This window comes from Hymenobacter psychrotolerans DSM 18569 (assembly GCF_900142395.1).
GTDB classification, from domain to species: domain Bacteria; phylum Bacteroidota; class Bacteroidia; order Cytophagales; family Hymenobacteraceae; genus Hymenobacter; species Hymenobacter psychrotolerans.
The window spans coordinates 1-13,095 of the sequence record NZ_FRAS01000015.1; the positions used below are offsets into that span (position 1 = coordinate 1).

The 13,095-nt window shown below is 60.3% G+C and carries 14 protein-coding genes; 4 read left to right on the forward strand and 10 right to left on the reverse strand.

Going from position 1 to position 13,095, the window contains the following annotated elements; genetic code table 11:
- A partial coding sequence (locus BUE15_RS13730; protein ID WP_170865268.1) for a transposase occupies positions 1-241 on the reverse strand: 241 nt, incomplete at its 3' end.
- A gap of 229 nt (positions 242-470) precedes the next feature.
- On the opposite strand from BUE15_RS13730, the gene BUE15_RS13735 reads away from it, so the two are divergent.
- Positions 471-833, forward strand: coding sequence for an MGMT family protein (locus BUE15_RS13735; RefSeq protein WP_073286377.1), 363 nt, complete (start codon positions 471-473; stop codon positions 831-833).
- A gap of 39 nt (positions 834-872) precedes the next feature.
- On the opposite strand, the gene BUE15_RS13740 is transcribed toward BUE15_RS13735, so the two are convergent.
- Positions 873-2,195 (reverse strand): hypothetical protein, encoded by a 1,323-nt coding sequence (locus tag BUE15_RS13740; RefSeq protein WP_139252301.1) that lies wholly within the window; start codon positions 2,193-2,195, stop codon positions 873-875.
- Between the two features lie 165 nt (positions 2,196-2,360).
- Between BUE15_RS13740 and BUE15_RS13745 the strand changes: the two genes are divergently transcribed.
- A complete protein-coding gene (locus BUE15_RS13745) occupies positions 2,361-5,090 on the forward strand; it encodes a TonB-dependent receptor (RefSeq protein ID WP_073286102.1) in 2,730 nt (909 codons plus the stop codon).
- Between the two features lie 92 nt (positions 5,091-5,182).
- On the opposite strand, the gene BUE15_RS13750 is transcribed toward BUE15_RS13745, so the two are convergent.
- The 8 genes from BUE15_RS13750 to xseA all read right to left on the reverse strand — a co-directional run bounded on the left by BUE15_RS13750 (position 5,183) and on the right by xseA (position 11,466).
- Positions 5,183-5,596 carry a response regulator gene (locus BUE15_RS13750; RefSeq protein ID WP_073286105.1) on the reverse strand — a complete coding sequence of 138 codons (414 nt, stop codon included), beginning with the start codon at positions 5,594-5,596 and terminating at the stop codon, positions 5,183-5,185.
- Entirely contained in the window at positions 5,593-6,408 is an 816-nt protein-coding gene (locus tag BUE15_RS13755; protein ID WP_073286108.1) for a sensor histidine kinase, read from the reverse strand. The genes BUE15_RS13750 and BUE15_RS13755 overlap by 4 nt, the downstream gene beginning before the upstream one ends.
- 276 nt (positions 6,409-6,684) lie before the next feature.
- Positions 6,685-7,404 (reverse strand): hypothetical protein, encoded by a 720-nt coding sequence (locus BUE15_RS13760; protein ID WP_139252302.1) that lies wholly within the window; start codon positions 7,402-7,404, stop codon positions 6,685-6,687.
- A 137-nt stretch (positions 7,405-7,541) separates the two neighbouring features.
- On the reverse strand, positions 7,542-8,285 hold the full coding sequence (locus BUE15_RS13765; RefSeq protein ID WP_139252303.1) for a hypothetical protein: 744 nt from the start codon (positions 8,283-8,285) through the stop codon (positions 7,542-7,544).
- 241 nt (positions 8,286-8,526) lie between these two features.
- The gene (locus BUE15_RS13770; protein WP_139252304.1) at positions 8,527-9,105 is read right to left on the reverse strand and encodes a hypothetical protein; all 579 of its coding nucleotides are present in this window, start codon (positions 9,103-9,105) and stop codon (positions 8,527-8,529) included.
- A gap of 159 nt (positions 9,106-9,264) precedes the next feature.
- Positions 9,265-9,603 (reverse strand): hypothetical protein, encoded by a 339-nt coding sequence (locus tag BUE15_RS13775; RefSeq protein WP_073286118.1) that lies wholly within the window; start codon positions 9,601-9,603, stop codon positions 9,265-9,267.
- Positions 9,604-9,732: 129 nt separating this feature from the next.
- Complete coding sequence (gene xseB, locus BUE15_RS13780; RefSeq protein WP_084549051.1) at positions 9,733-10,020, reverse strand: exodeoxyribonuclease VII small subunit; 288 nt, start codon at positions 10,018-10,020, stop codon at positions 9,733-9,735.
- Positions 10,021-10,101: 81 nt separating this feature from the next.
- A complete protein-coding gene (xseA, locus tag BUE15_RS13785) occupies positions 10,102-11,466 on the reverse strand; it encodes an exodeoxyribonuclease VII large subunit (RefSeq protein WP_170865269.1) in 1,365 nt (454 codons plus the stop codon).
- Positions 11,467-11,636: 170 nt separating this feature from the next.
- Here xseA and BUE15_RS13790 point away from each other — a divergent pair, with 170 nt between their 5' ends.
- On the forward strand, positions 11,637-12,398 hold the full coding sequence (locus tag BUE15_RS13790) for a glycosyltransferase (protein ID WP_073286123.1): 762 nt from the start codon (positions 11,637-11,639) through the stop codon (positions 12,396-12,398).
- Entirely contained in the window at positions 12,391-13,041 is a 651-nt protein-coding gene (locus tag BUE15_RS13795) for a lipid-A-disaccharide synthase N-terminal domain-containing protein (RefSeq protein WP_073286126.1), read from the forward strand. Before BUE15_RS13790 ends, BUE15_RS13795 begins: the two co-directional genes overlap by 8 nt.
- The last annotated feature ends 54 nt before the right edge of the window (positions 13,042-13,095 follow it).

Sequence of the window (13,095 nt, forward strand, 5' to 3'; positions counted from 1 at the left end):
CTGTCGAGGATGGCCGCCGTGGGCTGGGCGTTTTTTTTACCCGCTCGCGGGCTTCCAGCGTCAAACAACCACTCACGCGCTGCCAAGTGCCATCGGCGGTCCACTTGCCGAAATAATAGTACACCGTAGGCCAGGGAGGAAAGTCTGCCGGCACGTCGCGCCACACACAACCGTTTTTGAGCACGTAGAAGATGCCATTCACCACCGCGCGCAGCGGCCACTTACTCGTGCGCTGCACCACGAATAAGGGCGCTAACTTCCTCCACTGACGCTCCGTTAAGTCTGAACTATACCGCTTCTGCTGCATCAAGCAAAGCTAATCCCAGCTGATTAACTTAAACAGCTTCTTAGAATAGAGATGAAAAGGTTTGGCTTCCTTTACGCCGGCCCAGATGGCGTGTTATTGCCGGGCTTCTGGGGCAAGCTCCGCCGTTAGGCCGGAGCGTATGGCTCAAAACCGTGCTATCTGTATGAATTCGCCCAAAAATCCGTCTGAAGCCAGTCGCAATTTTTTTCAGGATGTGCAGGAAGTTGTACGCCTCATACCGCCCGGCCGCGTCACGACGTACGGAGCCATTGCGCACTACCTGGGGGCCCGGCATGGCGCCCGGATGGTGGGCTACGCGCTGATTGCGGCTGCGCCCGCCCTGGGGCTGGAGCGGGTGCCGGCCCAGCGCGTCGTCAACCGCAACGGGCTGCTTACGGGCCGCCACCACTTTGCCACGCCCACAGCCATGCAGGAGGCCCTGGAAGCCGAGGGTGTGCGCATCCAGGACGACCAGGTAGTAGAGTTTAAAACCCTGTTCTGGGACCCGAGCGTGGAGCTGGAGTAGCGTACGGAGTGGCTGTATGCTGTAGTCCGGTGCTGCCGTTTAGCGGCCGGCCATGCGCGTGACCTGTGCCGCGCCTTCGCGCACCGGCACCACCTGGAGCGGAGTAGCCGCCGCCGGCTGGTATTCCACGTAGTTTGCCTCCGAGAAGCTCGGCCTCACTTCCAGGCAGGTTTCTGCACCAACGCACAGCCGCACTGGGTAGCCGGTGTACTGCAAGGGCACCGACAGGTAGTCGTTGGCGGGCAGCTGGCCTACGGGTTTCCCATCGAGGAACACGGGCAGCGGCGTGGGGCTTCCACCGCGGCGGCGGTACAGCATAAGATGGGTAGGGCGGGGAACTTCTGCCCCGCGCCCCGAGGCTACGCCCGTGTAATCGGTGACGAGGCCGTATTCCAGTCCCAGCGAAAACGGTGCCTTGGGCGGCCCTCCATATATCAGGGTGTTATTGTTGGGGCGTTGGCTGGGGGCAAAAAACATGAATACCGGCCCCCGGCGCTCCAGCAGGTAGTAGTCTTTGCCCTGGCGGATATAGATCTGCTGGCCGTCGCAGAAGCCCCAGGCGTCTTCCACGGCCATGCGGGTGCCTTCCGGCGTCAGCAAAAAAGGCGCTACGGTGCGCAGGCCCTGCCATTCGGAGCCGTAGTAGTTGCGGGCATCCACGGTTACGTTGCCGGGCTGGCCGGGGGCGTTCTGCCGAAACTCCAGAAAGCTGCGGTAGACGCCGGGCCGGAGCAGGGCCGTAGTTTGGATGGGGTAGGGCACCGCGGCAGCCGGCTGCCGCAGCTGAGCAGTGGTGTAGAATGGCCCCGCCGCCTGCTGCGCTGCCCAGTCCACCCGCTCTATCTGCTCCAGGCCCCGGCGTAGCAGTTCTGCCAGGTTGGCCGCGTGCTGGCGGGTTGGGTCGGTAGCCAGGGTAGTGATGTTGGCTTCCACGCGGCAGAGCAGGAAATAGGTGGTGTCGGGCCGGCGGGCGTAGTACTCGGCTGCCAGCTCATCTGCCACTCCCGTACCCGTGCCTTTCGAGTCGGCTTCGGTGGCGCTCAGGCCTGTCAGGCGCAGCACCACCGGCCGCGCGGCTGCATTGGCCGTCAGCCGGTTGCGCAGGAAGCTCTGCAGTTCGGCGGCGGCACTCTGCGGCAGTTGTATAGGCCGCACAACAGTGCCAAGCCCCCTTCGGCCAAAGCCCAGGTCTTGTGCCTGGTAAGGGCGGGCGTCCAGTACCTGCTCCACATAGATAGTGGGAGACGTGAGCAACAAAGGCTCGGCCTGCAGATGGATTTCAATGGAAAGAGAAGACCGAACCTGCGCCTGCAGCGGCAACGCGGAGGCCAGGATGGCCAGGCACCAAAAAATATATTTCACCAACCGAACTGTAAAGCAGCTAGAATAACCGGGCCGCAGCCCCCAAGCCGCCAAAGATAAGAGCCGGCACGAAGTGGGGAATAAACTCCCGCCGTCATGCTTTTAGGCTCCCCATCAAACCCTTACCTTTGTAGGGCGCAAATCCCGCGTCTCCTGCTTTTAGGTATGAAACAACCCGTACTGACTTCCCTGCTGACCTGCCTGACCGTGATGACGGCAGCGGCGCAGGGTACTTATTCTATCAAGGGCCGCGTGCTTGATAAGCTGACCGGCGAAGAGCTGCCCGGCGCGACCGTGCAGGTAACCGGCAACGGCGTAAACACTGGCGCCGGCACCGAGGCCAGCGGCTCCTATGCCGTGCCCAACCTGAAACCGGGAACCTACGTGGTGCGGGCCTCCTTCATCGGCTACAAACCCAGTGAGCAGACCGTAACTATTGGCTCGCAGAACGCCGTGGCCACTTTCCGGCTGGGCGCCGACAATGCCACGCTGAACGAAGTGCAGGTAGTAGGCTCGCTCGGTATTGCCGTGGAGCGCGAAACGCCGGTAGCCTACTCGGCCGTGAACGAAGTGAAGCTGCGCGAAACCCTCTCGAACCGCGACCTGCCGTTGGTGCTCAACGAAACGCCCGGCGTATACGCCACGCAGGGCGGCGGCGGCTCCGGCGACTCGCGCATCAGCATCCGTGGCTTCGACCAGCGCAACGTAGCCGTAATGGTGAACGGCGTGCCCGTCAACGACATGGAAAACGGCAGCGTGTACTGGTCAAACTGGGACCTGGGCGACGTGACCAAGAGCCTGCAGGTGCAGCGCGGCTTGTCGGCCTCGCGCATTGCGGTGCCGTCGGTGGGCGGTACCATCAACGTCCTCACCCGCGGCTTCGACGACAAGAAAAGCGTGCTGGCCCGCATGGAAGGCGGCTCCAATGGCTACCGCAAAGCGTCGCTGATGATGAGCAGCGGCACCATTAAGGGCGACTGGGCTTTCACGGCTTACGGTTCCCGCCGCGTATCCAATGGCTGGGTTGATAATGCCTTTGATGATGCCTGGACCTATTTCGGCAACATCAGCAAGAAGTTTGGGGCGCACCGTCTGTCGCTCACCGGCATGGGTTCGCCACAGAGCCACGGTCAGCGCAGCTTTGCCAGCCGCATCGGTGTCTACAGCAACGACAAGGCCCGCGAGCTGGGCGCTACGGCTGTCAGAAACGGCGGCGACAAAGGCTTCAGCTACAACCCCAACTGGGGCTATCTGCGCCGCTACCGCATGCAAGGCACGGAGCGGGTCTATGAGTCCGACGGCGCGGAAGTAATCAACGAGCGGATCAACTACTACCACAAGCCCCAGATCAACCTCAACCACTACTGGAACGCCACCGACCGGCTGTTCATCTCGACCGTAGCTTACGTTTCGCTGGGTACGGGCGGCGGCACGGGCGCCAGCAGCACGCTGGCCCTGGACGCCAACGGCCAGGCCGATTTCCAGCGCGTGTTCGATAACAACTACAACTCCCAAGCCAACCCCACGCGCCGCGCCCTCAACTACCTGCGCAACAACGTCAACAACCACCGCTGGTACGGTTTCGTGACCGGCGGCGACTACAAGCTGACCGACAAGCTGACGCTGGCCGCCGGCGTAGACGGCCGGGTATATTACGGGGAGCACTACTCCGAAATCCGGGATTTGCTGGGCGGTGAGTATGCTACCAACGCCGCCGGCACCCGCGACCTGAACCGCGACAATAACACCCGCCTGTACGTAGGCGACAAAGTGAGCTTCAACTACGACGGCGAAACCCAGTGGGTGGGCACCTACGGCCAGCTGGAATACAAGACGCCCGTGTTGTCGGCGGTACTGAGCGCCACGGCCTCGCAGATCGGCTACAAGCGCATCGACTACTTCAAGGCCCGTGAGGTGAACGTAGACGGGCAGAGCCGTCCCATCATCTTCGGCCAGACCTACACCGCCGCTGATGGCACGGTATACACCAACGCCGATGGCAAGTACGTGGAAACCGACTGGGCACGTCTGACCGGCTACAGCGTGAAAGGCGGCGTCAACTACAACCTGACCGAGCACAACAACCTGTTCGTGAACATGGGCTACATCAGCAAGGTGCCCTTCTTCAACTTCGTGTTCGACCAGAACTCGGGCCGTAAGCTGCCGGATATCAAAAACGAAGGCATTGCCTCGTTCGAACTGGGCTACGGCATTTCGTACTCGTCGCTGAAAGCCAACCTGAACGGCTACCTCACCAACTGGACCAACAAGAGCAGCTCGTCGACTGGCACGGTAGACGGTGTACCGGTGTTCAACAACGTGCGGAACGTGAATGCGCGCCACATGGGTGTAGAGCTGGATATTGCGCAGGAAATCAGCCGCCGCGTACAGCTGAACGCCGCCGTTTCCATCGGCGACTGGCGCTGGAGCTCAACCGGTCGTATCACGCAGATTACGGAAGGCGGCGAGGTATACATCGACGACAAGCCTATCTATATTAAAGGGGTGCACGTTGGTGATGCGGCGCAAAACCAGTTCCAGATTGGCCTGCGCTACGAGCCGTTCACCGGTTTCTATGTGCGCCCTTCGTTCCTGATGTTCTCGAAGTACTACGCCAACTTCGACCCGGTGAACCTGACGACGGAAGCCAACCGCACCGACTCGTACCGGATTCCTACCAGCCGCAACCTCGACTTCCACTTCGGCTACGAGGCCAAAGCCATCCGGGACCGTTACCGCCTTTCGTTTAAGGCGTCCATCCTGAACGTGCTTGATCAGTACTACATCACCGACGTGCCGACGCGCAGCGTAGTTGACCCCACCAACGTAAACTCGCTGGAGGCGTTCTTCAACCGCGGCCGCACCTTCACGGTAGGTATGGCAGTTGGTCTGTAGGCGGCTGCCCCGCATAGCTACCAACAAAAAGAGCCGGCTCCGAAAGGGGCCGGCTCTTTTTGTTGCGCTAGAAAGCTGAAAAGAAAGCAGTGTTACATAGAAGCCAGCGCCGGGCTCGATTCGCTGTTGTGTGCTGCCAGAATGGCGCCGCGTACTTCTTCGGGGCTGGCATTCTTCAGCAGATACCCGTGGGCGCCCTCTGCCTTCAGGCTGTCAATCAGCTCCGGCTCGTCGTGCATGGAGATGATGATGACGCGGATGCGCGGATACTGGGCGCGCAGGAGGCGGACGGTCTGCAGGCCATCGAGGTTGGGCATCTGCAGGTCCATGAGAATCACATCGGGCAGGGTGCCCTGGTCGAGGCGCTGCAGTAGCTCTTCGCCGTCGCCGGCTTCAAAGAGCACCTCCATGCCGGGAAACCCGCTGATCAGGGCCCGCAGACCTTTGCGGAACAGGATATGGTCGTCGGTAACAGCCAGGCGAATGAGGGCAGGGGTAGATGTCATAAAGAGACAGAAAGGTCAGGTGCCTGAATGGCAGTAAGATACGGAATAGGGAAGGAAATCCAAACCTGGCTCCCGGCCCCGGGGCCGGATTCGTAGCGGAGCGTGCCTTGCAGCACCGCTACCCGGCTGCGCAGGTTGGTGAGGCCGTGGCCGGTGCGGGCACCCGGTAGCGGAGCCACTTCTACCAAAGCCGGGTCGAAGCCAACTCCGTTGTCGGAGTAGTGCAAAGAAAGGATATCGGTGCCAAAATCGACGACAACGCTGATGATTTCAGCGTGAGCATGGCGCAGGCCGTTGCCGAGCAGCTCCTGCACTACCCGGTACACGATGAGCTCATATTTGGGGTCGAGGCGGCGGGGCTGGCCACGCTGTTCCAGCGTAAGGCGCGTCGGCCCGTCGGCTGGTACAGTACGGGCCAGGGCGTCCAGGGCGAAAGGCAGCCCAAACTTTTGCAGCGCCGCTGGCAGCAAATTGCGCGAGATACGGCGCACCTCCGTAATGGCTTGGTCGAGAAGCGAGGTGGCCTCCTGCGTGAGGTCGGGCTGGCCTAACGTGCTCAGGTGCAGCTTCACGATGGCCAGCGTGGTGCCTACTCCATCGTGCAGGTCGGCGGCAATCCGGCGGCGTTCTTCTTCCTGAGCCAGCAGGGCAGCTTCCAGTGCCTGCTGCTGGGCAGTTTCGCGCACTTGCCGGAGCTGTTCCTGCTGCCGCAGCAGCCGCCGCTGGTAGCGCAGCACAAAAGCTACAATGCCTAGCGCCAGCAGCAGCAGAACTGGCGTTGCCAGTAGCACAGGAACCAGCCAGCTATTCATGACGCGGTGCTAAAAGGCTTGGGGGAAGGCTGTCGGTGCCTGGTGCCAACAGAGTGGTGCCGTGCCACCCGGCCGTAAATACAGGCAATGGCGGCGGAGCGCAGCGGTAACGAATAGCTGATACCAGCGGTAAAGGCAGCAGGCAGCGCTTCATCTGGTTTGCTGCGCAAATATGCCACAAAGAAGCCGACATATAACATAGGCCCGCCACCTTCGCTAGTATAGACGGGCCCGTAAGATACTGCTTTGCCAATGGTCTGGCACGAAACTATGGTTTTATTGCGGCTGCGTAAGCGGGAGAGGCAGTGTAGGCTGCTGGCTGGAGCGTGTGGCGTACCAGATTGCCCGGGCCAGCACCAGGTTCAGGAAGATCAGCAGCACAAACTGCACCATGAACATCGTCCAGATGATGCCCGGGTCAGCGCTGTCCTTCATGTACTCGGCTGCTATATTGACCAACACAGTGCCCGCATAGTACAGCGTGATACCCACACTAATCAAAAACATTGGGTCGCGCTCCAGCAGAATGGCGTGCAGATCATGCAGAATCTGGTCGAAATACAGCAGCACTGCCGTCAGCAGCACCATAAACTGGAGCGTAAACGTGGCTACGTTGGGCGGGCCGCCGGGGTGGTAGGAGCCGCGGATGACGGTTTCATAGAAAGCTACGCCCGCAAACACGATGAGCAGCCCCAGTAGCACGTAGCGGGGCGTAAGGCGGCGCAGCACCAGCAAATAGGTGATTCCGAAACCCAGCGTATCACTGACCGTCAGCAGGTCCAGAAAAACGATGTTGTAGTTCCAGACATACCGGCCAATCTCACTCAGCAAACCCAGAATTCCCTGTAGCAGCACCGTTATGGTCACCACGCGCAGGGGGGCACTCAGGCGCGACCAGAAGCGCAACCCTATGAGCAGAGGCACGATACACGTGGCCAGGGAAAGCAGATTGAGCTGCTTCGCCAGCGCTACTAACCACGGTACAGGTTGCAACATAGGGGCGGAATATGGGAGAGGCGTAATATACTAACAGGTTGGAATAAAATGCCATATAAAATGAGCATTGTGCAACCTAAAAGGCCGGCTCGTCCCGCAAGGGAGAGCCGGCCAGATACTATAGGGTAGCTGTTGGTTTAGTGCAGCAGCAGGCTGCTAAACATACATTCGCCATGCGTGCAGGGCATACCGTTAGCATAAAACCGGTCCTCGTTCCTGAGTTGGTCCTCGTGATTGTCGTCGATTCCGACCAGTACAAAGGTAGGCTCGCGGTTGTGCGTGATGCCCTGATAGATCCGGATGCCACGGTTGTGGGACTGCTGCAGCAGCGACTCTATCGTGGCTTCATCATAGAACATGGAGCGCAGCTCGCCAATATGATTTTGCTGGTAGGTGGCGGTCCAGCGGATGGCTTCTTCCTGGCTGACGGGCACTGCATCGGGGGCAAAGGCAGCCGCAAAGCCGGTGATGTTACCGGCAAAAGGGCTTACGGCACACCATTTCGGGCAGCGCGGGCTGGCATCCAGCAACAAGCCGTCCGTCTGGTCGCGGCCCGCAGCATCGGAGCCTACCAGCAGCAGCAGGTTCTCCTGCGAGTCGTTGGTGGCATGGTAAATCCGGATACCGGTGCAGCCTTCCTGCTCCAGTAGGCTCCGGATACCTTCGGCGCTGAAGCCTACCGCCCGCAACCCCTCGGGGTACTGCGCCCGAAAATTGTACGTCCAGGAAATGGCCTGGTCACGGCTGATTTCTTCCCCGGTACTGCTTGAACTCTGGCTGACAGCTACGCTAGGGCCGGCCTCAGTCGGCTGCTCCTGGCATCCGGACAGACCAACGGCCAGCAGACAACCGGCCAGCATGGAAAGTAGAGGGTGTTTCATGAAAACGGTGGTTAAGAGAAATACGTGGGCACTAACGGGATAGACTACTCAGATAGCCTATTGGCTTCCTGGGGCAACCTGTGCCTGCTGGTAAGATAAAAATAAATGACCAGATGCCGCACGTCAGAACGAGTGGGAGGCTGGCCGCAACCAGCGGTAAGGCAGCTGGTTGGCCGCCAGGCAGCAACTACTGGATGTATTTCGCCGGGGAGGTGGGGTGTTGCCCTCAGATTGGGCTAACTCAGGCGAAGTGCGAGGGCGGTGCCGGCTCCAGCACCTTCTTCTGCTTTTTGCCGACCAGCCAGAAAGCCCAGGCCAGTGTAGAGTTGAGCAGAAAGTTCAGTACGGTAAGTACCGGGATGGTTAAAACGTACGATTTCAAGGTAATCGACTCGTTATTGCGAACCAGAAACAGCACGAGGGTTCCGGCATAGAATACCAGCAGGGCCACGCTTATAACAAAAACCGGGTCGCGCTCCAGCGCAACGTTGCGCAAATGGCGCAGACTCTGCTCAAAGTAGAGCAGAATAATGGTTACCAGCAGGATATGCTTTACTACTAACGTATAATTATTCCCCGTAAACAGGCCATTCTGCATGCCGTGCAGTACGTCGTTGATAACGAACATATCCACTAAGGCAAACAGGGTATACAGAACCCCGATAAGAGGGAAATAGCGCCTAAACCGGAACTGCAGCGTGTAGTAATATACACCTCCGATAAACCACATTTCCATTACGTCGACCAGTTGCCAGACAATCACGTTGTAGTTGAAGGCATGCCGGCAGAACTCCCCCACAATGGACATTACAGTCCACATCAGGCAGCAATAGAGCATGGCCCGCATGCCGCTGCTTAATAAATGCCAGCGCCGAAACCCGATGAACACCGGGGCCAAAATAGAGCATTGGCCTACGTAATACACACCGTGTATTATGCGCGTTATGACATCGGAATCCGGCGCTGGCATAGCAATACGTTAATGGCTGAGTGGGCTTGAGATAATGCACGGCGGGCTGCTGGTGCCGTGGTCGTAGAGGCTGTATTCGCCTTCGGTGGTCAGGTCCGAATCCTCGGTGGCACCCACCAGTATCATCGTGTCAACGGCGTCGCCGGTGGGGATGCTGTTGGCCAGGTAGATACGGATACCTTTAGCGCTATCGGGCTCCAGCAGCGCCTCAAACACATTTTTGGGAAAATAAACCGACCTCAGTTTGTTCGGATGCTGGCTTTGATAGTTGCCAGTCCAGGCTACGGCATCTTCCAGAGATATGAGAGAATCAGAGGTGTCTTTAATTGGGTCGCAGTCAGGGAGCATGCAAAGAGGAAAAGGTGTGGAGAGAATGGGACTAAACCGCCAATAGATTGGCGGTTTCAAATATAAGAGAATCCAATTTGAAGGCAACTATCCTATTTCACTCAAATGCAGCCAACGGTGCTGAGCCGCTTAGAATAGCAACCCGCCGCCGGTTTCGCGTGGCGTACGGGCCGCACGCTTCGCTGCCGGTGGCGGGGCTGGCGCCTCGGGTTCGGGCAGTTCCTCGTCCTGGTCCAGGTTCTCGAATACCCGGTCAATGGCATCTTCGGCGGTGCGCAGCTTCTGCTTGCAAAGCCGGATAAGGGTGGCAGAACGCTGCACACGGGCCGTCAGCTCGTCAACATCTATGGTATCGGTTTCGAGGGCCCGCAGAATAGTTTCAAGCTCAGCTATGGCGTCGCGGTAGGTGGTTTCCATGGGAAAGCAAGGGAAATAATAGTCAACAAAGATAGCTGCGAAGCCCTGAGCCAGTTGCAACCAGGCTCAGCCGCAGACAACTCATGAAGTTTCTGCGGCGGGAGCGGTGGGAAGCTGCAGAGCCAGCAGCCTGATTTCGGCGCGGTGCAGCAGGCGCTCGGCGGCCAGCTGCAACTGGAAGCGGCGCGCCAGCAGCTGCTCGCGGCGGCGGCGGTGCAAGTGCCGGAAGCGGCGGCTCAGGGTGTGGCCCAGCCGCCGCAGCTGGCGGTGCTGCGCTTCGGCCGCCTGGTGTGCCGCTCGTTGCAGAGCCTGGCGCTGCTGCCCGAGCTGCTGCTCCTGCTGGCGCAGCCGCAGCCGGGCCAGCGGGGCCGCCGCCCGCACGCGCTGGCGCAGGGCGCTATGGTGTTCCTGCAGCCGGCTGTGCGCCGCCAGGTGGCTGCGGCGCCCCAGCCGGTCGAGCTGGTTGGCGGAAAGCTGCACGGCGTCCAGCGCCAGTTCCCGGATACGGCCCGCATAGCCATCGAATACGGCATCGAGGCGGGCCAGCCGCTCGGCCAGAAAGGCTGCTACGGCAGTCGGGGTTTTCAGCGCAAGGTGAGCGGCCAGGTCTACTACGGCTTCGTCCCGCTCGTGCCCGATTCCGGTGAGAACCGGCACCGGAAACGCCCCAACTGCTGCCGCCAGCCCATAATCATCGAAGGCCAGCAAATCGGTTTTGGAGCCCCCGCCCCGAATCAGCACTACGGCATCAACCTGCTGGCGGTGCGGCCGAATGGCATCCAGCGCGGTCCGGATGCTGGCCGGCGCATCGGTGCCCTGCATGGTGGCCGGGAACAGGGCCAGCGAAAAAGCGTAGGGCGCCTCCTCCAGCTGCCGCACAAAATCCTGAAAGCCGGCGGCCGTAGGCGAAGAAATAATGGCCAGCCGCTGCGGTGCCAGGGCCAGCGGCAAGGCGCGCTGCCGATCCAAAAGACCTTTGTCCTGCAGCTTGCGCAGCGTTTCGAGGCGCTGGCGGGCCAGCTCACCTACCGTATAGGTCGGGTCGAGGGCCAGCACATCGAGGCTCAGGCCGTACTGCTCGTGAAACTTGACCTGCACCCGCAGCATGATTTTCAGGCCCGGCCGCAGCTCCTGGCCGGTATGCTCCTCAAACTGCGGCGCCAGCTGCTGGTAGCGCTGGCTCCAGATGGTGGCGCGGGCCTGAGCCTTCAGCTGGGCCCCGCGGCCGGTCTGGTGCTGGTCGGTGAGGGTGAGGTAGCAATGCGCGCCATCGAAGCGGGGCGGCGTGAAGTCGGCAATTTCGGCTACTACCCAGTACGAATCGGCAAACCGCTCGGACAGGCTCTGCTTGACGCGCAGCAGCAGCTCGGCCAGCGGCAGGGCCACGGGCGGCGGCGACGAAGCGGGCAAACCCGGCTCAGGACGGCGGTTGTAGAGAGGTGGCATCTGCTGTAAAGGTAGCAGGTGTGCTGCCAGCATACCACGAAAAATGAGGCAAGGCCCCCGGCACCGCTGCTTCCCGGCCAAGTGCCCGGCCGCAGGCTATAACCTAAGCGCGGGTTTCGTGGTATGGCTTCCATATCTTGGCCTCACTCTCCGGCCCCGAACTGCCCTGTATGCTCCCAACGCCTGCCACCTCCTATCTGGCCCAGCAAACTCTCACGGTGCTGGTGCCGGTATACGACGAAGAAGAAAGCCTGCCGCAGTTTGTGGTGGAGATGGATAAGTTTCTGGCCCAGACCCCGGTACCTACTACTGTGTTGTTCGTGAACGACGGCTCCCGGGACGGGTCGCTGGCCTTGCTGCGCGACATTTGCCGCCGCAATCCGCACTACGAGTTTATCAGTCTGAGCGAAAACCGGGGCCTGAGCACGGCCATCAAAGCGGGCATCGACCACTGCCGCAGCACGCTTATCGGCTACATCGACTCCGATATTCAGACCACGCCGCTGGATTTTCTGCAGTTTTTCGAGTTCCTGCCCGAGTACGATATGGTGAACGGTATCCGGGCCAAGCGGCAGGACACGGTGGTGAAAAAGCTGTCCTCGAAGATTGCCAATACGGTGCGCCGCACCCTCATCAACGACGGCATAGAGGACACGGGCTGCCCGCTGAAGATTATCAAGATGGAGTATGCGCGCCGGATTCCGCTGTTTCATGGGATGCACCGCTTTTTGGGGGCACTGGTGCAGCTGCAGGGCGGGCGCGTGAAGCAACTGCCGGTGCGGCACTTTCCGCGCTTTGCGGGCACGGCCAAGTACAACCTCTGGAACCGCGCCTGGAAGCCGCTCGTGGATACGTTCGGGTTCCGCTGGATCCGGAGCCGCTGGAAAAACTACGAAATAGGGGAGCAGCACCGTCCGGAGGCCCATGCTTAGTACCGAGCAGGTTGCGTTAGGGATTGGGCTGACGTCGCAGCTGCTGTTCAGCAGCCGCATTGTGCTGCAGTGGGTGCAGAGCGAGCGGGCGCGGCGGGTGCTGGTGCCCACGCTGTTCTGGAAAATCAGCCTGATTTCGTCGTTTCTGATGATTCTGTACGGCATGCTGCGCCACGACCCCGTGATTCTGGCGGCGCAGATCATCAGCTACGGCATCTACATCCGCAACCTGCAATTGCTGGGCGAGTGGCGCAAGCTCAGCAGCGCATTCCGGGTGGGGGCCTACGTGTTTCCGCTGGCCATACTGGCGTGGTTTGTGGTTGGCAACCAGCATTTCAGTCTGCGCGGCATGCTGAGCCACGGCATTCCGGCCGGCGTGCTGGCCCTGGGCACCATCGGGCAGGCCATTTTCCTGCTACGCTTCGTGTATCAGTGGCTGTATTCGGAGCGCAAGGGCGAGTCGGTGCTGCCGCTGGGGTTCTGGGTGGTCAGCTTCGTGGGCTCCGTCCTGATTCTGACTTACGCCGTGCTGCGCCGCCCGGTAGATGTGGTGCTGATTGTGGGAAATATCTTTGGGACGGTGGTGTACGCCCGCAATATCGTGCTGCTGCGCCGCGAGCAGAAGCGAGTGGCCAGCTTTTAAGCACTCCGACCTGATTATGCTGCAGGCAAGGACAAGTAGAGTACGATTGTTCTT